Below are 20,638 nucleotides of genomic sequence, written 5' to 3'. Positions count from 1 at the left end.
GGCGGGGCTCGGACTCCGTCACTGCAGCCACCTTCGCAGGTCATGCGCCCGGCCTCGCCGCCCGTGGGCCGTCGCCGCGCGAGTTCTTCCACCCGACTCGATCGGCAAGGTCCAGTTCAGGAACAGGCTGTCAGGGTAGTTGCCAGGTGTGCTCGGTGACCTTGATGTCCTCGGGGGTGAGGACGGCGACGGCGGCGCGGTAGCCCTCGCCGGGGTCGAGGTCGGCCATCCGGGTGTGCTCGGGGGTGAGCACGGACTCCGCGGAGGAGACCAGGCGGGCACTCTCGCCCGCGGGTGAGAGCGTGATGCCCCGCAGGGGCAGCCGCAGCCCGCGGCCGGTGGCCTTGAGCAGCGCCTCCTTGCGGGTCCAGAAGGTGAAGAACGCGGCGGAGCGCTCCTCGGCGGACAGCGCGTGCAGCGACTGACGCTCGGTGTCGTTCAACGCGTACTCGATCAGCGAGTCCTCGACCTTGCGGCCCGCGGTCTCCACGTCCAGGCCGACCGGGGCGCCCTCGGTGAAGGCCACCCCGATCCGGTCCCCGGAATGCGAGATGGACAGCGCAAGCTGCGCGCCGGGCACCCGGGGCGCACCGTGCGGCTTGCCGCAGCCATCACAGGTCGCGTCGAACTCCACGGAACCGGGCTCCACCCCGAGCCGCTGCCCGGCCACCGTCCTGGCCAGCACTCGGCCGGTCAGGAACCGGCGCCGGTCGATGTCCTGCCGGTAGGCCTCGTACCGGCCTTCCTCGACGGGAGTGAGCAGGGCAAGGAACTCCGGGGCGGCGGGAAGCGGGGCGGCCCACCAGACAGCGCACTCGATCACGAGCCGAATCTACGGCTTCGGCGAGCGTCACCACCACCCTTTCAGTGCTAAGCTACCGCTTAGTAATGTCTCAAAGGAGTGGCGAACATGGATTTCAGTCTGAGTGTCGAGGAGACCGCGGTACGGGACTGGGTGCGCACCTTCGTGCAGCGCGAGCTCATGCCGCTGGAGCAGGAGGTGCTGCGGCGGGAGCGGGCCGGCGAACCGGGACTGACCGGCGAGGAGCTGCACGACCTACAGGCCAAGGCACGGGAGTCCGGGTTCTGGGGAGTGCAGACGCCGGAGTCCTACGGCGGCATGGGGCTGTCCGCGGTCATGACGGCCCTGCTGGAGGCGGAGCTCGGCCGCACCTTCGTGCCCTTCTACTTCGGCGGGGCCGCGGACAACATCCTGTTCCAGGCAAGCGACGAGCAGCAGGCCGAGTACCTGCTGCCGACGATCGAGGGCAAGCGCAGGTCCTGCTTCGCGATCACCGAGCCGGGCGCGGGTTCGGACGCCAAGGCGATCCGCACCACGGCCCGCAAGGAGGGCTCGGAGTGGGTCATCAACGGCGAGAAGACCTTCATCACCGGCGGCAACGAGGCCGACTTCGCCATGGTGTTCGCCGTCACCGACCCGGAGAAGGGGGCCGAGGGCGGCGTCACCTGCTTCCTGGTGGACCGGGACATGGGCTGGCGTTCGGAGTACATCGACACCATGGGTGAGTGGGGGCCCGCCTCGCTGATCTTCTCCGACGTCCGGGTTCCGGAGCGGCAGATCCTCGGTGCGGAAGGGAACGGCTTCCAGCTCGCCATGCAGTGGATCGGCCGCGGGCGCTACCTGCTGCCGGCGCGGGCGATCGGCTCCTGCGAGCGGCTGCTGTCGATGGCGATCGAGCATGCCAACACCAGGGAGACCTTCGGCGCCCCGATCGCCGAGCGGCAGGCCATCCAGTGGATGATCGCCGACTCCGGGGTGGAGCTGGAGGCGTTGCGCTGGCTGGTGTTGCAGGCGGCATGGCAGGTGGACGCCGGGATGGACTCCCGGCACGCGCAGTCGATGGCCAAGCTCTACGGCGGGGTGCGGGCGAACGAGATCGTGGATCGGGTGATGCAGATCCACGGTGGCATGGGCTACACCAGGGAGCTGCCGGTCGAGCGCTGGTACCGGGAGCTGCGGCTGCTGCGGATCTACGAGGGCACCGACGAGATCCAGCGGCGGACCATCGCGCGCAACCTGCTCAAGGGGCACGCGAAGGTCGGCGGCGTCCTGGGCTGAAATACGAAAGTGCGGGCGCCGTTTCGTGGCGCCCGCACTCCCGTTTCGAAGGTTGGAGAATGATCAGTCGGCCGACGCGCTGTCCCGGCGGTCGCGTAGCGCCACCGGAACGCCAGCGAGGTCTTCCTCGTTGCAGAGCAGTTTGAGGTCGTAGTACGGCGAACCCTCGCGCTCGTCGTAGTCGAGGTGTACCGCGAGCACGTCCACCGGTTCGCCGAGCCACTGTTGCGCCTGACGCAGCCACCCGGCACACCGTTCCAACGCGGCCGGGAGATCATCATCACGGAACTCCACCGGGCGATAAGGCACATCCTGTACCTGATCCCGGGAATCGGCCGGGATCGGGAGGCCAGGCGAGAGACCCGATTCGGTGAGCTCCAGTTGGATCGTTTCCTCAGTCACCCATCGAGCGTCCCCCAGCAGCGCGGCCGGGGCAACCTGTACGGGCTACCTTCCGGTTTCGGCCGTTGCCCAGACGGTGTTCACCACCGCGCGGCAGCGGGCGAGGTCGGGCACCGCACCGGGGTCGGTGCAACCGGCCGCGCGCAGCGCCAACCGCGCGTAATGGCCGGCCAGTTGCTCCAGATCGAGCGCGCCACCCGGCGAGTACCAGCGGGCCACCCCGTTGCACATCTCCAGCAGCGCCAGCCGGGTCACCGAGGGCCGGTCGGTGTGGAACACCCCCGCGCGCAGCCCGTCCCGGATGGCCTCGGTCCACAACCGCTCATAGGTGTCGCGCAGCTTCACCACCGGCTGCCGGGTCTCCGCGGAGAGCGACCGTACCTCGTTGTCCACCACCGTGGTCTCCTCACGCTGCACGGCATGCGTGATGACGTGCAGCGCGACCAGCCTGCCCAGCCGTTCCACCGGATCGGCCACCCCGTCCACCACCTCGTGCGCGGCCGTGAGCAGGGCGCCCAGCGCGTCCCGCATGATCCCGGCGAGCAGGTCCTCCTTGTTGCCCACGTAGTGGTAGAGGCTGGCCGAGGACAGCCGCGCCTCCTGCGCCAGGTCGCGGATTCCGGTGCCGTGGAAACCCTTGTCGGCGAACAGCTTCACCGCGGCCCGCCGGATCCGGTCCTTGGTAGGACCGGAGCGGTTCAGCGCCATCTCTCCTCCACCCGGTCGTAGCTGCCCTGCCGGAGATCGGCGTTCGCCCGGCGCAGCTCCCCCTTGGCCACCCGCTCGGATGGGGTCATCGGCAGGTTGTCGGCGTAGGCCCAGTAGCGCGGCACCTTGAAGTAGGCCAGCTTGGCGGCGCAGAACCCGGCGAGCTCGGCGGGCGGCAGGTCCGTCGGGGTGTGCCCTTCGGCGAGCACCACGTAGGCCTTGATCTCCTCGCCGCGAACCTCGTCCGGCACCGGCAGCACGGCGGCCAGCCGCACGGCCGGGTGCAGCAGCAGGGCCCGCTCCACCTCGTCCGCGGACACGTTCTCGCCGCTGCGGCGGATCATGTCCTTGGTGCGGCCGATGTAGTACACCCTGCCGCCGGAGTCCATCCTGGCCAGGTCCCCGGTGTGGAACCAGCCGTCGCGCAGGGCCCCCGCGGTCGCGGTGGGGTCGTCGTGGTACCCGTGCATCAGGCCGATCCCGCGGATCAGCAGCTCCCCGGTTTCCCCTCGGGGTAAGGGTTTTCCGTACTCGTCGGCGATCATCACCTCCCGGTCCCGCGACGGCCTGCCGAGGCAGCCGGTGCCTACGGTGTCGTCGTGGTCCGCGGGCGACATCCGGATGTCCCCGCCCGTCTCGGTCATCCCGAAGGCCTCGAACCACGGCACACCCCACCGGCGTTCCAACTCGGCATGCAGCTCGCGGGGGATGGCCGAGGCATGGATGGCCCGCACCCGGTGCTCCTGGTCCCTCGCGGACTCCGGCGCGCGCAGCAGCAGGGTGGGCATCATCCCGAGGCAGTAGAACCAGGTGACCCGGTGCTCGACGACCTTCGTCCAGAAGGTGCCGGGATGGAAGCGGTCCAGTACCACCAGGGTCGCGCCGGCCGCGAGTCCCAACGCGACGTTCCACTGTGGATCTATGTAGTGGAACGGCTGCGCGGTCAGCAGCACGTCCCGCTCGCCGATGTGCGGGAACTCGGTCACCATGCCGCGCGCCAGCGTGCTCCAGTACCGGTGCGGCAGCACGCAGCCCTTCGGCGCGCCGGTGGTGCCGGAGGTGTACTGGATGTTCACCGGGAGCTCGGGCACGGCGGAGCTCTCCGGCGCCGCGCCACCTTCCAGCGCATCCGGGGTCAGCACCCGCTCGAGGCCGGTGTCCGGGGCGATCCCGGTGAGCAGCTCGACGAACTCCGGCGCGGCCACCGCCAGCCGGGCGCCGGAGTGCGCCAGCACATGCTTGCCGTCCAGTTCCCGGTAGTTGACGTTCACCGGGACCAGCACCGCGCCCAGCCGGGCCAGCCCGAGCCACAGCAGCGGGAACTCGGGCTGGTTGCGCAGCATCACCGCCACCCGGTCCCCGCGGCCGATGCCGAGTGCGGCCAGCGCGCCTGCGAACTCGCCGCTGCGCCGTTCCACCTCGGCGAAGGTGAACCGTTTCCCGGTGGCGTCGAACAGCCAGGCGGTCCGCTCCGGCCAGTTCCGCGCCGCGCGAGCCAGCAGGGCGGGCAGGTCGTCGATTCCGTCCAGTGTGCTCATCGTTCGCTCCGCGCGCGGAACTCCGCGGTCGAGTGGGCGAGGGCGACCGAGTGCTCGGTGAGCAGGGCGTGGCTCACCTCGAGCTCCAGCGCGGTCTCCACGGCCCCTTCGATGCCCTGGTCGAGGGCCCGCTTGGCCAGCGTGGTCGAGGAAGCGGGCTGCCCGGCGATCCGGCCCGCCCACGCCAGCGCCGTGGACATCAGCTCGCCGGTCGGCAGCACCTCGTTGACCAGGCCGAGCCGGCGCGCGGTCGCGGCGTCGATCCGCTCGCCGAGCAGCAGCAGCTCCTTGGCCTTGAGCGGGCCGACCAGCAGCGGGAGCAGCCGGGAGGCAGCCCCGGTCACGCTCAGCCCGAGGCCGGCCTCGGGGAAGCCGAACACGGCGTCCTCGGCGGCCAGCACCAGGTCGCAGCCCAGCGCGAACTCCGCGCCCGCGCCGATCGCGTAGCCGTGCACGGCGGCGAGCACCGGTTGCGGCAGTGCCCTGATCCGGCGGGTCACCTCCTGCAGCCGCTCCAACCGGGCCCGCGAGTCGCCCTCGGGCGCCGGTTCCTTGAGGTCGTGGCCCGCGCAGAAGGCGCGACCGTTACCGGTCAGCACGAGCGCGCGGGTTCCCGGCTCGGCCGCGGCCCTGTCCAGCGCGGTGAGCAGGTCGTCCACCAGGGCGGGGACCACGGCGTTCAGCCGCTCGGGCCGGTTCAGCCTGAGCACGGCGATACCGCCGTCGAGGGTGAGTTCCACGGTGTCCATACCCGCGAGCCTAGACGTTCTATCGATCGATCGATAGAGTCGGCGGCATGCGGGTGGACGCGGTTTTCGAGAACGCCCGGGTGCTCGTGCCGGGTGGGATCTCCTCGGCCGTGGCGGTGCTGCACGGGCGGATCGTGGCGCTCGGTGCGGGGGCCGCCGCGCTGAGCGCGCGGGAGCGGGTCGACCTGGCGGGCTCATGCGTGGTCCCCGGTTTCCACGACGCGCACAACCACCTGGCCTGGTTCGGGATGAGCCTGGACGAGGTGCCGCTCGGCCCGGATGCCTGCGCGAGCGTCGAGGACGTCTACGACGCGATCGCGCGCAGGGCCGCGACCCTGCCCGCTGGCCGCTGGGTCGTGGGCAGCGGCTACGACCAGAACAAGCTGGCCGGCGGGCACCCCACCCGGCAGGGCCTTGACCGGGCCGCGCCGGAGCATCCGGTGCGGCTCAAGCACACCTCGGGGCACATGTCGGTGGTCAACTCGGCCGTGCTCGAGCGGCTCGACCTCGGCAACGTGCCGGTGGGCGGGGACGTGGTGACCGACGCCACCGGTTCGCCGACCGGGCTGCTGCGGGAACAGGCGCAGCTGCTGCTGCGGCCACTGATCTACCCGACCCCGCTGGACACCGTGGTCCGGGCGATCGACCGGGCGAGCGAGCGGTTCCTCGCCGAGGGGATCACCAGCGTGCAGGAGGCCGGGATCGGTGGCGGGCTGGTCGGCGAGACGCCGTGCGAGCTGGCCGCCTACCAGCGGGCCCGCGAGGAGGGCGTGCTGCGGGTACGCGGCACCCTGATGGTGGCCTCCAGCGTGCTGCACGAGATCGAGCACGCCGAGTCCGACGAGGTCGCCTTCTCCCTCGACCTCGGCATGCGCAGCGGGTTCGGCGACGACTGGCTGCGGATCGGGCCGATGAAGATCTTCGCCGACGGTTCGCTGATCGGCCGGACCTCGGCGATGCACGAGGACTTCGCGGGTGAACCGGGCAACCGGGGTTACTTCCAGCTACCGGAGCGGGAGCTGGCCGAGACCATCCTGCGGGCGCATGCCGCCGGCTGGCAGGTGGCCACGCACGCGATCGGCGACCGGGCGGTCACCGCGGTACTGGACGCCTACGCCGCGGCGCTGGCCAGGTACCCGCGGGCCGACCACCGGCACCGGATCGAGCACTGCGGGGTGATCCCGCCCGGCGAACTGCGCAGGCTGGCCGGACTGGGGTTGATCCCGGTGCCACAGGGGCGGTTCGTGCACGAGATCGGCGACGGCATGCTGGCCGCGCTGGGGCCGGAGCGCGCGGACTGGTGCTACCGGGGGCGCAGTTTCCTGGACGCGGGCTGCGTGCTGCCCGGCAGCTCGGACCGGCCGGTGGTGCGGGGCGCGCCGTTGCTCGGCATCGCCGACCTGGTGCGCAGGCGGACCGCGGGTGGGCAACCGCTCGGCGCCGCCGAGGCGCTGACCCCGGCGCAGGCCCTGCGCGCCTACACGGCGGGTTCCGCCTACGCGGCCTTCCGCGAGCGGGACCTCGGCACGCTGGAACCGGGGAAGCTGGCCGACTTCGCGGTGCTGTCCGCGGACCCGACCGAGGAGGCGAACCTGGACTCGGTGCGGGTTCTCGGCACGGTCATCGGCGGCGAGCTGGTGTATCAGCGGTCCTGAATGGTCTGAATGGCCTGAGTGGGCCGAGTGGCCGGAATGGCCCGAGAACGAGGAGAGGAGACCGATGCCGGTCCGGGACGCCGAACCAGGCGATGTGGACGAGATCTGCGCGCTCATCGAGGAACACGCGCGGTACGAGGGCAATGACGAGCTGGTGCTCGACCGCGCCGAGATGAAGGGCCACCTGTTCGGCGCGGACCCCAAGGCGTGGGTGTTGATCTCCGAACCGCCGGACGCGCCGGGCACGGTGGCCGGGATGGCGTTCTGCTGCTGGAACTTCTCCACCTGGGAGGCGAGGCCGGGGATCTGGCTGGACGACATCTTCGTCCGGCCCGCGTATCGCAGGCACGGGCTCGGCCGGGAGCTGCTGGCCGAGCTGCGGGCCCGCACCAGTGGCCGGGTCGAGTGGGACATGCAGGCGGACAACCGGAAGGCGGCCGCCTTCTACGCCGAGCTCGGCGCGTTGCCGGTCCCGGGCTGGGTGCGTTACCGCTGGCGGCCAGGCGCGTGAACGCCGGCCGGTCGCCGTATCGTGGGTGCCATGCTCGAGCGTCTGTTCCCGAACTGGACTCGACCACACGAGGCGAGTAGGAGGACGCGCCCGCCCGTCTCCCACCGTCGCCCACACGGATGCGCTTCGCGCCACGGTGCTCGCGGCAAGCTGCCCACGAGCGGCGAGGTCGGGCGCACGACCTGCGGAAGGTGACGTTCGTGATGGAGTCCCAGCCCGGCCGAGCCGATCGTGTCGCGCGTTCAGAAACAAGCTCGGACAGCCCCAACCGGCGATCCTCCGCCATCGAGGACTACGTGCGGGCGATCTACGGCCTCGCGGAGCGTGGCGAGGAGGTCACCAACACCTCGCTGGCGACCAGGCTGGCGGTGAGCCCGTCCTCGGCGTCCGGGATGGTGACCAAGCTGTCCCAGCAGGGCTTGGTGGCGCACGTGCCGTACCGGGGCATCGAGCTCACCGGGGAGGGCAGGCTGCTGGCGCGGTCGGTGCTGCGCAGGCACCGGCTGATCGAGTCCTACCTGGTCTCCGAGCTCGGCTACACCTGGGACGAGGTGCATCCCGAGGCCGACCTGCTCGAGCATGTGGTCTCCGACCTGCTGATCGAACGCATCGCTGCCAAGCTGGGCAACCCGGTGCGCGACCCGCACGGGGACCCGATCCCGGCCGCGGACGGCAGTATCGAGGAGCTGCCGACCCGATTGCTGGACGAGCTGCAGCCGGGGGCGGTCGGCGAGATCGTCCGGGTCTGGGACACCGATCCCGAGCTGCTGCGGTACCTGTCCGAGCACGCGATCAGCCTCGGCGAGCGGATCGAGGTGGTGGAGCGGCAGCCCTTCGGCGGCCCGGTCGTGGTGCGGGTCGGTGCCCCACCGGATTCGGCAACGCACGCCCTCGGCAGGGAGATCGCCCAGGCCCTCTCCGTAGCCATGCGGTAAATGCCCTGAACGTGGCTATCGCGGCGTCAGACGTCCCGAACGGCACTTTTGAGACGTCTGACGCCCTGAACGCCACGTTCAGGGCTCCCTGGGGGTGAGGGCGGTGCGCAGGTGGGTCAGTGCTTCGGCGATCCACTCGCAGGACAGCGGGTCCTCGCTGTGCAGGGCGGCCCAGCGCTGCTCGGTGCTGCTGCCGTAGAGCAGGCTGGTGGCCACCCGGAAGCGCAGGGCACCGGGGTCGTCCCCGAACTCCACGCCGGCGAGCACCCCGACCCCGTGCCGGTTCAGCAGATGCTCGGTGAGCTGCTTGCCGGTGGCGAAGCCCTTGCCGCGCCAGGACTCCAGGTCCGGGTAGAGGTAGAAACCCGCCTGCGGCGCGCGGGCGGAGGCACCCGCGGCCAGGAACTCCCGGTGCACCGCCGCCGCGACCGTGCGGTGCAGGCGCAGGCCACGCTCGATGTGCTCGCGTACCTCCGCCGGCTCGTCCAGCGCGTAGGCCGCGACCTCCTGCATCGGGGCGGGCAGGCTGGACCAGACCTCGCTGGCCACTCCGATCAGCTCGGTGCGCAACCGGGTCGCGCCGGGGCCGCTGGGCAGCCTGGCGAACCCGATCCGGTATCCGCCGAGCGCCAGGTTCTTGCTCAGCCCCGCGGTCACCACGGTGCGGTGCGCCAGCACGGTCGCCGGGCTGTACACGCTGCCCTCGTGCACCAGGTCGCGGTAGATCTCGTCGGAGATCACCACCAACCCGTGCCGGTCGGCCACCGCGCAGACCTGCTCGATCAGCTCGGGTCCGGCCACGGTGCCGGTCGGGTTGTCCGGCACGGTCAGGATCAGCACGCCCGGCTCGGCCCCGGCCGCGCGGGCCTCGGCCAGTGCCGTCTCCAGGACCCGCGGCTCCGGCACCCCGCCCGCCGCCGGCGGGATCGGCACGTCGATCACCTGCTTGCCTGCCAGCGCGGCCTGGGCGGCGTAGCTCACCCAGCACGGCCGGGGCAGCACGACGTCGCCGGGCAACACGGACAGCAGCGCGAACAGCAGTGCCTTGCTGCCAGGGGCGAGTAACACCCGGTCGGCCTCGGTGGGCAGGCCGCGCCGGGAGAAGTACCCGGCGACGGCGGCGCGGGCCCGTGCCGAGCCGGCCACCGGGCCGTAGCCGTTGCTGCCCGCCGCCTCGGCGAGGACCGTGGCTACCGCCGGCGGTACCGGCAGACCCGCCTCGCCGAAACCGAGGTGCAGCACCCGCTCGCCGGCCGCGCGCTTGGCCTCCAGCCGTTCGTTGATGGCCAGCGTGGCCGAATGCCGAACCACGATCCGCCTCCCGAAGTGCAGTGACAATTGCGCTTCTACTGTACAACGCAATTGAACTTGCGTCAGGATGGGCGGTATGTCGCCGAGTACCTACGCCGAACTCCGCGACCAGCTACGTGCGCGGCTGCCCGGGCTGGCCGCGGGGCAGCGGCGGATCGCCGAACTGCTGCTGACCGACCCGGAGGGCACCGCGTTCCGCAGCATCTCCCAGACGGCGAAGCTGGCCGGGGTGCACGAGTCCTCGCTGGTGCGGTTCGCCACCGCCCTCGGCCTCGGCGGGTACCCCGCGCTGGTCGAGCTGTGCCGGCAGCAGCTCGCCGAGCAGGCGCAGCTGGTGCGGCGTTTCGACCAGGCCGAGGTGCGCGCAGGTGACCTCGCCGGGGTGGTCGCGCGGGACAGGGCCAACCTGGACCGCACGCTGGCCCTGCTCGACCCCGCCGACTGGGAGCGGGTGGTCGGCCTGCTGGCCGAGGCCGGGTCGGTGCACGTGCTCGGGCTGCGCAAGTGCTTCGCGCCCGCCTACCTGCTGGCCTACCTGCTGCGCCTGGTCCGGCCCGGGGTGCGCCAGCTCGCCGCGGCGGCCGCCGCACTACCGGACGAGCTGCGCGAGCTGGCCGAGGGGGACGTGCTGGTGGCGCTGTCCATCCACCGCTACACCGCGGACACCGTGCGGGCGTTCGCCCACGCCCGCCGGCGCGGCCTGCGCACGGTGGCGCTGACCGACAACCCGGCCTCACCGCTGGCCGAGTACGCCGAGGTCACGCTGTACGTGGAGACCGCGGGCGGCACGGTGCTGCGCTCGCTCACCGCGTTCACCACCCTGGTGCAGGCGTTGGCCACCGAGGTCGCCCTCCGCTCCGGAACCCGCACCCGCGCCGAGCTCCTCGCCGACGAGGAACTGCTCGCCGAGTTCGACACCTACACCCCGTGACCGGGGGCGAGGCCGGATTCGTAGGCGATGATCACCAGCTGGGCGCGGTCGCGGGCGTGCAGCTTGGCCAGCAACCGGCCGATGTGGGTCTTCACCGTGGCCATGCTGAGGTGCAGCTCCCCGGCGATCTCGGTGTTGGAGAGGCCGGACGCGATCAGGCTCAACACCTCGCGCTCCCGGTCGGTCACCCCGTCCAGCGAGCGGGCCAGCAGGTTGCTCGGGTCCCGCCGCCGTTCCGGCCGCCGGACGAACTCCGCGATCAGCCGCCGGGTCACCGTCGGCGCGAGCAGTGCCTCGCCGGCCGCCACCGTGCGGACAGCGCTCAGCAGGTCGGCCGGTGGGGTGTCCTTCAGCAGGAACCCGCTCGCCCCGGCCCGCAGTGCCGAGTACACGTAGGTGTCCAGATCGAACGTGGTCAGGATGACCACCCGGACCGAACCGCCCTCACCGCAGATCAGCCTGGTGGCCTCGATCCCGTCCATCTCCGGCATCCGCACGTCCATCAGCACCACGTCCGGCGCGGTACGCCGGGTGGCCGTGACCGCCTCCACGCCGGTGCCCGCCTCGGCTACCACGGTCAGGTCCTCGGCCGCGTCGACCAGCATCCGGAAGCTGCCCCGCAGCAGCGCCTGATCGTCGGCGATCACCACCCGGACGGTGCCCATTCTCGGCTCCTTCTCGCTGCGCTCCTCGGCCCGCGGGCGTGGCCTGCGATGCTCGCTCGTCGTCACCTTCGGGCTCGGGCTCGGGCTCATACCAACGCTCCCGCCCCGACCGGCAAGGTCGCCGCGACCCGGAAACCACCGCCCGGCCGCGGCCCGGCGCTGAAGGTCCCGCCGTACACCGCCACCCGCTCTCGCATGCCGATCAGGCCGTGCCCGGCCCCCGCCTGCTCGTCGGGCGGCGTGCGACGGCCCGGCCCATCGTCGGTCACCTCGATCCGCACCCGCTCGTCCCCGGCCTCGACCAGCACCCGGCACTCGGCGGGCGCCGCGTGCTTGACCACGTTGGTCAGCGCCTCCTGCACGATCCGGTACACCGAGAGTTCCAGCCCCTCCGGCAGCCCTTCCAGGTGATGCAGGTCGAGGCGCACCCGGACGCCGGCCGGTTCGGCGTTGTCGGCGAGCTCGGTCAACCCGGACACCCCGGGCGTGGGGGCGAGCCCCGCGTCCGGTTCCCGGTTCGAGCGCAGCACACCCAGGATGTGCCGCATCTCGGTGAGCGCCTCCCTGCTGGTGCTCTCGATGGTCCGCAGCGCGGCCGCGGCCTCCTCCGGCCGCTGGGTGGCGACGTGGTTGGCGACCCCCGCCTTGACCGCGATCAGGCTCATGCTGTGCGCCACCACATCGTGCAACTCCCGCGCGATCCGCATCCGCTCGTCGGCCAGCGCCTGCCGGGCGCGCTGCTCGGCCTCGCGCGCCGCTCGCGCCCGCCGGTCGCGCACCACCCAGCCCCCGCCCCAGGCCAGGCCGAGCCACAGCCAGACGTAGAACGGAAGCCCCGTGTTCTCCAGCACCGGCTGGCCGATCAGGATCGCGAGCATCGATCCGGCCAGGGTGACCGCCAGCGCCGGGACCGACCAGCGCGGCGGCCGCACCAGCGCGACCAGGTACAGCGCGTACGCGGTGGCCAGGTAGGGCTCCAGGATCAGCCGCAGCAGGGTGGCCGCCATCGTCCCGGCCAGCACGATGCCCAGCACCGGCAGCGGCCAGCGCCTGCGCACCGCCAGCGGCATGCCGACCACCGCGGCGACCAGCCAGCCGACCCAGTCCGGACCGTCGAACATCGGCTGGGTCGGCGTGGACTCGACATAGCTGAAGGTGACGTAGACCGCCGCGGTCACCATCGCGACGGCGGCGTCCAGCAGGTACAGGTGCATGCCCTTCGGCCACCGGTTCAGCACGGCGCGCAGGCGGGACGTGAGCACGCCACGACGGTAGCCGGTCCGCCGCCGGTGCGCGTCCGACCAGGGGCGGTCCTACCCAGGGCCGACCCTCCGTCCTCGGCCTCGACCCGCCCTCCTCCGGAGCCACGCCAGGGTGACCGCGAGACTGGGCAGGCGCGACCTCGCGCCGTGGCTTGCCGGTTCCGGCGCCGGCGGCCTACTGTCTCCGCCCGGCGCGGCCGGGTACACGCGGCCGGGTACGTGAGGCGGAACGCTTCATCGATTGAGAAGGGGCTGCGAGAATTAGGCTGGAACCCGCGGCCCGCCCCTGTGGCGGGTCGGTGAGAAGACCCCCAGGCTTCTCACCAACCCGCGGCCCGAGACGACGACCCGAGCATCGCACCCGTGACGACCCAAGAGGCGATCTTCCGTTCCGACCGGAGAGGAAATCCCTGCTCAGATGCCTCGCATGAGTTTTCCGGTCCGGAACCGGATGAGCACGAGCGAGGCATCACATGAGTGAGCAGGAGGGTGGCCGGAGCGCCCGCGAGGTGTTCGCGGAGCGGTTCGCCTTGCTCTACGCCGAGGCGGGTGACCCGACGCTGCGCCGGGTCACCGAGGCGGTGGCCCGGGTCAACCGGCGGGACGAGCGGGGGCGCCCGGTCCGCGTCTCGGCCCAGCGGATCAGCGACTGGCGCCGGGGTCGCAACGTCCCCGCGCGGTTCGCGCCGCTGGCGATCGTGCTCGAGATGCTCATCGGGGAGGCGCGCAGGCTGCGCCACCACCCCGTCGCGCGCGGGCTGTACGAGCTGGAGGCATGGCGGCGGCTGTGGGAGGAGGCGCTGCGCACCCCGGCGGCCGAGGACCAGGATGGCCCGGCAGGGGCGGAGGCCGAGCCCGAGCCCGACCCGGAGGACACCGGGGTGTGCCCCTATCGCGGGCTGGCCGCGTTCCGGCCGGAGGACGCCGACCGGTTCTTCGGCCGGGAACGCAGCACCACCGCGCTGCTCGGGAAGCTGGAGTCCGCGCTGGAGACCGGCGGGATGGTGGTGCTGGTCGGCGCGTCCGGTGCGGGCAAGTCCTCGCTGCTGCGGGCGGGCCTGGTGCCCGCCATGGAGCGGGACGCGCTGACCGGTGACGACGGCACCCGGCCACCGGTGGCGGCCATGTCCCCCGGCGCGAACCCGCTGAAGGAGCTCGGCAGGCTGATCCCGGAGCTGGCCACCGAGCTGGAGGAGGCCCAGGACGCCGACCCGGCCCGGACCGGCGGGTTCCCCGCGCTGGTCCGCACGGCGGTCGCGGCCTGCGCGCGGCGCTTGGCCGGTCCGGGCGCCGGACTGGTGATCGTGGTGGACCAGTTCGAGGAGCTGTTCACCCTGAACGCGGACAAGCGGGTGCAGCGGCTGTTCGTGCAGGCGCTGCACGCCGCGTGCACCCCGGCCGCCGAGGGCGAGGCCCCACCGGGCCTGGTCGTGCTCGGCGTGCGTGCCGACTTCTACGGGCGCTGCCTCGACTACCCCGAGCTGGCCGAGGCACTGCAGGAACGGCAGCTCGTGCTGGGTGCGATGGCCACCGGCGAGCTGCGCGAGGCGGTGTCCAGGCCGGCGAAGTCGGTCGGCCTGCAACTGGAGGCCGGCCTGATCGACCTGATGCTGCGTGACCTCGGACTCGGTGCGAACCGCGAGGCGGGCGGGCAGCACCGTACCTACGAGGCCGGGGCGCTGCCGCTGCTGTCCCATGCCCTGCTGGCCACCTGGCAGCGCAGGCAGGCGGGCAGGCTGACCATCGCGGGCTACCGAGCCGCCGGCGGCATCCACGGCGCGGTGGCGGCCACCGCCGAACGGGCCTGGGCGGATCTGAGCCCGGCCGCGCAGGCCGCCGCCCGCCCGCTGCTGCTGCGGCTGGTGCATGTGGGAGAGGACACCCAGGACACCCGGCGCCGGGCCACCCGGACCGACCTCGTCGAGCACGCGGGCAACCAGGCCGCGGCAGAGGTGGTGCTGGAAACACTGGTGAAGGCCAGGCTGGTGACCCTGGACGCCGACTCGGCCGAGATCAGCCACGAGGCCCTGCTGCAGGCGTGGCCCCGGCTACGGGACTGGATCGACCAGGACCGGGCAGGCAATGTGGCCCGGCAGCGGTTGGAGACCGACGCCGTCACCTGGGCCGAGCAGGACCGGGACTCCTCGCTGCTGTACCGCGGCAGCAGGCTGGAGACGGCCCGCCAGGCGGCCCGCACGGGATCGACCGAGCTGGCACGGGAGTTCCTGGCCACCTCGAACCGGAGCGCCCGGCGCAGCGCGTGGTTGCGGCGGGCCGCCGTACTCACCGTGGTGCTGTTCGCCGTCGCCACCGCCGTGGCGGCCGCGGTGGCCATCCAGGAGCGCGACGACGCGCGGTTCGGTCAGGTGGTGGCCGAGGCCGACCGGCTCACCGACAGGGACCCCTCGCTGTCCGCCCAGTTCGACCTGCTGGCGCACCGGTTGCGGCCGGGGGAGACCGGCGTGGCGGCGCGGGTGCTCTCCACCCAGCACCGGCCGCTGGCCATCCCGCTGACCGGGCACGACGGCGCGGTGTACCTGACCACGTTCGGTCCGGGCGGGCGCACCCTGGCCACCGCGGGCTACGACAACACGGTGCGGCTGTGGGACGTGTCCGACCGCGCCCACCCGAAACCGCTCGGTGACCCGCTGACCGGGCACACCAGTTGGGTCAGTTCCGCGGTGTTCAGCCCGGACGGCGAGACGCTGGTCACCGCGGGGCACGACGCGACCATCCGGCTGTGGGACGTCTCCGACCCCGCCGATCCGGTGCGGCTGGGCCCGCCGTTGCCGGGCGGGGGCGGCACGATCTACCTGACCTCGTTCAGCCCGGACGGGCGGACGCTGGCCACCGCGAACGACGACGGCGCGGTGCGACTGTGGGATCTCACCGACCCGTCCGAGCCCGGCCTGCTCGGCACGCCGCTCGCCGACGCGAGCGCGCCCGTCCGGTCGGTGGCCTTCAGCCCGGACGGGCGGACCCTCGCCGGGGTCGGCAACGACGGCGCGGTACGGCTGTGGGACCTCACCGGCGAGCGCCCCTCGCTGGCGGCCGAGCACCTCGGTGCGCACCCCGGTGGGGTCCACTCGGTGACCTTCGGCCCGGACGGCACCACGCTCGCGACCGGCGGCGAGGACGACACCGTGCGGCTGTGGGACGTCTCCACCCCGGATCGGCTGGAACCCATCGGGCACCCGTTGGCGGCGCACAACGAGCTGGTCTGGTCGGTGGCCTTCAGCCCGGACGGGCGGGTGCTGGCCTCCGGGAGCAAGGACGGCACGGTGCGGCTGTGGAATGTCGCCGACCCGGCACGGCCCGGGCTGGTCGGCGACGCGCTCACCGGGCACGCGGGCGCCGTGTACGCGGTGGGCTTCGGCCCGGACGGGCGGACCCTGGCCTCCGGCGGGGACGACGGGGTGGTGCGGCTGTGGTCGCTGCCACCGGGGCTGCTGGTCGCGCACTCGGCGAGTGTGTCCTCGGTCTCCTGGAGCCCGGAGGGACATACCCTGGCCTCCGGCGGGGACGACGGTGCCGTGCAGCTGTGGGACGTGTCCGATCCGGCTCTTCCTGCCGCGCTCGGCCCGCGGATCGTCGCGGAGGCCGCGGTGAACCGGGTGCTGTTCAGCCCTGCGGGCGGGGTGCTCGCGGTGGGCAGGAACGACGACACGGTACGGCTGTGGGACGTGTCCGATCCGGCGAAGCCGGTGCCGCTCGGCGCGTCGTTCACCGGGGCCGCCGGCGGGCCGATGGCTTTCGCCCCGGACGGGCGCACGCTGGCCACGGCCAACGACACCACCGTGGAGCTGTGGGACGTCACCGACCCCGCGCACCCCTCCTCGCTGGCCACGGCGCCCTCCCCGCATGCGGGGTACCTGCCCGCGATGGTGTTCAGCCCGGACGGCCGCACCCTGGCCACCGGCAGTTTCGATCACACGGTGCGGTTGTGGGACGTGTCCGACCGCACCGCGCCCACCCCGGTCGGCGAGCCGATCGCCGGGCACACCGGACCGGTGTGGTCGGTGGCCTTCGGGCCGGAAGGCGAGCGGCTGGCGACCGCGAGCGGGGACCGGACGATCCGGCTGTGGGACATCAGCGACCCCGGGTCGGTGCGCCCGGTCGGTGAGCCGATCACCGGGCACACCGACGCGGTGTCCGAGGTGGCCTTCCGGTCGGGGCACACCGGCCTGGTGTCCACCGGGATGGACGGCACGGTGCGGTTGTGGGACCTCGACGAGGGCGGGGCGGTGCGCTCGCAGCGCGTGCTCACCGGGCACACCAGCGCGGTGCTGTCGATCGTGGGCGGCCCGAACGGGGAGTTCCTCGCCACCGGTGGCCGGGACAACACGACCAGGGTGTGGCGGCTGGACATGGAGCAGGCGATCCAGCGAATCTGCACCGACTCCCGCGGCTCGCTGACCGAGCAGGCGTGGCGGGAGTACCTCCCCCAGCTGGACTACCAACCGCCATGTAAATAACCCCAGGTCAACCGGCGTGTTTGCCGCCCACGTACGCGTGTTTGCCGCCCACGCGCGCGAGTTTGCTCCCCACGCGCGCGAGTTTGCCGTGCACGGCGGCCCGAGCGCCGGTCACTCCGGCGGGGTGAGCCGCAGCACCGGGTTGACCGGAGCGGTCCCGTCGAACTTCTCGGCGAGATGCGACTCCGCCAGCCTGCTCAGCTCCGCGAAGGTGGCCTCGATCGACTCGGTGTGCGGTTCCGGGCACGGCCAGGTGTCGATCTCCTCGTCGAACCACCCGGCCAGCCCTTCCGGAATGCGGTACCTGGCGGTGCGCTGCCGGTAGAGCGGGCCGCGGTCGTCGGCCTGCCGGACGAGCTCGCGATACTCGCGCAGCGCGATCCGCATCCGGATCCAGCGGTAGCGGTCGGTCTGCGTGTATCCGGGCGCCTCGCCGTCGTGGCTCTCCACGGTGAACCGCCGCTTGAGCTCGGTACCCGCCTTGTAGCCGCGCAGCGCGAGCGTCGCGATCACCTCGGGCGGCATGAACAGGTTCGTGCCGCCCTCGCCGGTGCCCTGCCGCACGCTCACGATCCGGCCGCGGAATCCGGGCAACCCGGACTGCATGGTGTCCCGCCAGGCGAGGAAGGTCTCCAGAATCCGGCTGAGGAAGCTGGCCGCGCCGTCGTGCACCTTCGCCCACGGATGCTCGAACGGGGTGGCGTCCTGTTTGGCGAGGTAGATCTCCTCCTCCGGGCCGACCTCACGGTCGAGGCGGTCCAGGTTCAGCCCGAAGGTCGGCCACCTCGGCAGCAGGGTGTCGAAGAAGTGGATCGGGAAGTTGCTGGTGATCCCGCCGTCGGAGAACCAGTGCATCCGACCCTCCCGGCACAGCGGCACCGGGCAGATCAGCCCGGGCAGGGAGAGACTCATCCGCACGGCGAGCACCACCGGCATATCCCACGGCTCCGGCAGCCAGTGCAGCCCGGCCTCGGGGTGCCGGGGGCAGTGCTGCCCCTTGACCGGTCCGGTCTCCTTCAGTTGCCGCACGACGCGGTCCGGCACGATCCCGTCCAGGCAGCGTTCGCAGAACTGCCAGCGCTCGCTCGGGTGCCGTGCGACCCGGAACGGCAACCGGAACGGCCTGCCAGCGGACAGGTCGGTGCTCATCAGCGCCAGGTTGATCATCCGGCGCTCGCTCCGCAACGCGCACGCCTCCAGCTCGGCCAGGTCGCGCTCGGCGCCGGAGCCGAGCCAGAGGTCGCCGAAGGTCAACGCCCGCCGGTCCTCTCCCGGCTCGACATCCGATGTGGACCCGGCGAGGTCGTCGATACGGTCGGCGAGCCAGGTCGCCAGCGGCGGCACGCCGGTGGAGCGCGGCATGCCGGCCAACCGGTCCACCCAGGTCGCGGTGTACGGCCATGCCCCGGGGACGAGTCCATAACGGAACCGCTGTGCCTCGGCGATCAGCGGCCAGCTCGCCTTCGTGTAGATCACCGCGAACGCGGTCAGCCCGGCCGCGCTCAGCAGCAACCACCCGAGCACCGTCGCCGCGCCCACGGTCACCCAGGCCGACCAGGACACCGCCGCGTCCCCGGCGACGGCCACGGCCAGCAGCGTCCCGATCCCGAGTACCAGCGGGATCACCAGCACCAGGGTGGCCTTGCGGACACGTGCCGCGGCAAGGGTGATCGTCCAGACCCCGGCGATCAGCGCGGCCGCCGCGGCGAGCAGGGCTACCACCGGTGGCACCGCCTCCCACCGCGGCGGCGGCAGTAGCACCGGCAGCGCGACCGGCCCGGCCAGCCAGCCGGCGAGCACCAGCACCAGCGCGACGGTGGCGAGCGGGCTCACCGCCAGCAGCAGCGCGGCGAGCACCGAGGCGAACCGGTTGCGGCCGGTGGTGGCCGGCTGCTGCATGGTGGCGATCACCACCCGGTAGAGCCGGCTCAACGCGGTGTTCGGCTGGAACAGTTGCACCAGCCGCCAGCGTTCCGATCCGGTCCCGCTGATCATCCAGTTGATCAGCCCGGCAAGCCCGGCGAAGCCCGGTCGAACCGAGCCCTCCGGGACCTCGGTGGGCTGCGCGGCCAGCCGACCGTGCTCGGCCGCCGCGGTGGCCGCCGCCGCGATCGCACCCGCCGAGGCGCCACCCACCGAGCGGAACTGGTAGTGCTGGGCAAGCGAGCACACGGCCAGCGGGTAGATCACCCCACTGGTTGTGCCGCCACGCATGGTCAGGTCGCAGGAGCGGTCCACGTAGCGCTGGTACCGGTCGTCGCCGTCCCTCGCGTGCTCGTCGGCCTCCGCGGGCGACCAGCGCAGCCATTCCGCCTCGAACCCCGTGGTGTACCTGGTCGGGTCGTCCAGCCCGAGCTGCTCGACCTGGCTGATGGGGTCTGCGGCCGTCATGGCCACCTCCGGAGATCGGACCGAGCGTAGGGTGCGTTGCCGCATCTACCACCTACCACGCTGGTTCGCCGCGTGGTGGTGAAACCCTCGTTTCGATAGCTGTGCGGTATCCAACCGGGTCACGTCGGATCGGACACGAACCGCCGGCGCGTCGGCCCGCGGTCACAACCCGGTCAGGAACCGTTCCAGCGCCGCGTCGAACTCGACCCGCCGCTCCAGGTTCGGCAGGTGGGCGGCGCCCTCGATGACGCGCAGCACCGAGCCGGGGATCCGTTCGTGCATCAGCCTGGCCTCGGCGACCGGGGTGAACCCGTCCTCGGTACCCACCACCACGAGCGTGGGCACCGCTACCCCGGCAAGCATCGCCAGGTAGTCCGGCCGCTCGGCACGCCCGCGCAGTGCCGCGGCCGCCCCCTCCGGCGGGGCCGCCTTCATCATCGCCAGTACGTGCTCGGCGACCTCGGGCAGCTCGCGGATGTTGTGCGGGGCGACCATCTTGTCGATGACCTCTTCCGCGTACGGGGTGAGCCCCTCGCGCAGCAGGCGGTCGGCGGTCGCGCGGCGCCGGTCCCGCACCTCCGGGGTGTCCGCCCTGGCCGAGGTGCTGGCCAGCACCAGGCCACGCAGCCGCTCGGGGAACAGCCGGTGGAACTCCAGCACGATCTGCCCGCCCATGGAGAGCCCGCCCAGCACGACCCGGTCGATGCCGAGGTGGTCGAGCAGGCCCACGAGGTCGCGGGCGAAGGTCTCCAGCGGGGTGTCGCCGGGGACCACCGTGCTCCGCCCGTAGCCGCGCAGATCCGCGGCGATCACCCGGCACCCGGCCGCGGTGAATCGGGACACCTGCGGGTGCCACATCGAGCGGTCGAACGGGTGCCCGTGCACGAGCACGAGCGGGTCACCGGTTCCTTCGTCCTGGTAGTCGATGGTGATCCCGGCGTGGCGCAACGTGCTCATGGTGGGAAGCCTCCGCGTTTCGGTTGCCGATCCGACGCTAATCGGAGCAATATCCCGGTGCAATAAAA

At 72.4% G+C, this 20,638-nt stretch carries 16 protein-coding genes; 6 read left to right on the top strand and 10 right to left on the bottom strand.

Going from position 1 to position 20,638, the window contains the following annotated elements; genetic code table 11:
- Positions 1 to 130 precede the first annotated feature (130 nt).
- Entirely contained in the window at positions 131 to 823 is a 693-nt protein-coding gene (locus FB471_RS12805; RefSeq protein ID WP_141998114.1) for a 4'-phosphopantetheinyl transferase family protein, read from the bottom strand.
- Positions 824 to 910: 87 nt separating this feature from the next.
- Between FB471_RS12805 and FB471_RS12800 the strand changes: the two genes are divergently transcribed.
- Entirely contained in the window at positions 911 to 2,080 is a 1,170-nt protein-coding gene (locus tag FB471_RS12800) for an acyl-CoA dehydrogenase family protein (RefSeq protein ID WP_141998112.1), read from the top strand.
- 63 nt (positions 2,081 to 2,143) lie between these two features.
- Here FB471_RS12800 and FB471_RS12795 read toward each other — a convergent pair whose 3' ends face one another.
- The 4 genes from FB471_RS12795 to FB471_RS12780 are packed head-to-tail and all read right to left on the bottom strand — an operon-like array spanning position 2,144 to position 5,477.
- Positions 2,144 to 2,482 carry a hypothetical protein gene (locus FB471_RS12795; protein ID WP_141998110.1) on the bottom strand — a complete coding sequence of 113 codons (339 nt, stop codon included), beginning with the start codon at positions 2,480 to 2,482 and terminating at the stop codon, positions 2,144 to 2,146.
- 45 nt (positions 2,483 to 2,527) lie between these two features.
- Entirely contained in the window at positions 2,528 to 3,190 is a 663-nt protein-coding gene (locus tag FB471_RS12790; RefSeq protein ID WP_141998108.1) for a TetR/AcrR family transcriptional regulator, read from the bottom strand.
- Complete coding sequence (locus FB471_RS12785) at positions 3,181 to 4,728, bottom strand: AMP-binding protein (RefSeq protein ID WP_141998106.1); 1,548 nt, start codon at positions 4,726 to 4,728, stop codon at positions 3,181 to 3,183. Before FB471_RS12785 ends, FB471_RS12790 begins: the two co-directional genes overlap by 10 nt.
- Positions 4,725 to 5,477, bottom strand: a complete 753-nt coding sequence (locus tag FB471_RS12780; protein WP_141998105.1) for an enoyl-CoA hydratase/isomerase family protein — start codon at positions 5,475 to 5,477, stop codon at positions 4,725 to 4,727. Before FB471_RS12780 ends, FB471_RS12785 begins: the two co-directional genes overlap by 4 nt.
- 47 nt (positions 5,478 to 5,524) lie before the next feature.
- Between FB471_RS12780 and FB471_RS12775 the strand changes: the two genes are divergently transcribed.
- The 3 genes from FB471_RS12775 to FB471_RS12765 all read left to right on the top strand — a co-directional run bounded on the left by FB471_RS12775 (position 5,525) and on the right by FB471_RS12765 (position 8,578).
- Entirely contained in the window at positions 5,525 to 7,132 is a 1,608-nt protein-coding gene (locus FB471_RS12775) for an amidohydrolase (protein WP_141998103.1), read from the top strand.
- A gap of 64 nt (positions 7,133 to 7,196) precedes the next feature.
- A complete protein-coding gene (locus FB471_RS12770) occupies positions 7,197 to 7,643 on the top strand; it encodes a GNAT family N-acetyltransferase (protein WP_141998101.1) in 447 nt (148 codons plus the stop codon).
- Positions 7,644 to 7,846: 203 nt separating this feature from the next.
- The gene (locus tag FB471_RS12765) at positions 7,847 to 8,578 is read left to right on the top strand and encodes a metal-dependent transcriptional regulator (RefSeq protein WP_142001852.1); all 732 of its coding nucleotides are present in this window, start codon (positions 7,847 to 7,849) and stop codon (positions 8,576 to 8,578) included.
- A 78-nt stretch (positions 8,579 to 8,656) separates the two neighbouring features.
- Here FB471_RS12765 and FB471_RS12760 read toward each other — a convergent pair whose 3' ends face one another.
- Positions 8,657 to 9,889 carry a pyridoxal phosphate-dependent aminotransferase gene (locus FB471_RS12760; protein ID WP_141998099.1) on the bottom strand — a complete coding sequence of 411 codons (1,233 nt, stop codon included), beginning with the start codon at positions 9,887 to 9,889 and terminating at the stop codon, positions 8,657 to 8,659.
- 76 nt (positions 9,890 to 9,965) lie between these two features.
- Between FB471_RS12760 and FB471_RS12755 the strand changes: the two genes are divergently transcribed.
- Positions 9,966 to 10,820, top strand: a complete 855-nt coding sequence (locus tag FB471_RS12755) for a MurR/RpiR family transcriptional regulator (RefSeq protein WP_141998097.1) — start codon at positions 9,966 to 9,968, stop codon at positions 10,818 to 10,820.
- Here FB471_RS12755 and FB471_RS12750 read toward each other — a convergent pair.
- Together FB471_RS12750 and FB471_RS12745 are read right to left on the bottom strand one after the other, a co-directional pair.
- Complete coding sequence (locus FB471_RS12750) at positions 10,808 to 11,485, bottom strand: response regulator (protein WP_142001850.1); 678 nt, start codon at positions 11,483 to 11,485, stop codon at positions 10,808 to 10,810. The genes FB471_RS12755 and FB471_RS12750 overlap by 13 nt on opposite strands.
- 86 nt (positions 11,486 to 11,571) lie before the next feature.
- Positions 11,572 to 12,747, bottom strand: coding sequence for a sensor histidine kinase (locus FB471_RS12745; RefSeq protein ID WP_246076378.1), 1,176 nt, complete (start codon positions 12,745 to 12,747; stop codon positions 11,572 to 11,574).
- 473 nt (positions 12,748 to 13,220) lie between these two features.
- Here FB471_RS12745 and FB471_RS12740 point away from each other — a divergent pair, with 473 nt between their 5' ends.
- Entirely contained in the window at positions 13,221 to 17,222 is a 4,002-nt protein-coding gene (locus FB471_RS12740; protein WP_141998095.1) for a WD40 repeat domain-containing protein, read from the top strand.
- 111 nt (positions 17,223 to 17,333) lie between these two features.
- On the opposite strand, the gene FB471_RS12735 is transcribed toward FB471_RS12740, so the two are convergent.
- On the bottom strand, positions 17,334 to 19,613 hold the full coding sequence (locus FB471_RS12735) for a patatin-like phospholipase domain-containing protein (protein WP_170220795.1): 2,280 nt from the start codon (positions 19,611 to 19,613) through the stop codon (positions 17,334 to 17,336).
- Between the two features lie 162 nt (positions 19,614 to 19,775).
- Positions 19,776 to 20,570, bottom strand: coding sequence for an alpha/beta fold hydrolase (locus FB471_RS12730; RefSeq protein WP_141998093.1), 795 nt, complete (start codon positions 20,568 to 20,570; stop codon positions 19,776 to 19,778).
- Positions 20,571 to 20,638: the final 68 nt, after the last annotated feature.

The organism is Amycolatopsis cihanbeyliensis, assembly GCF_006715045.1.
Lineage (GTDB): Bacteria > Actinomycetota > Actinomycetes > Mycobacteriales > Pseudonocardiaceae > Amycolatopsis > Amycolatopsis cihanbeyliensis.
This window is presented reverse-complemented; position numbering and strand designations above follow the sequence as displayed.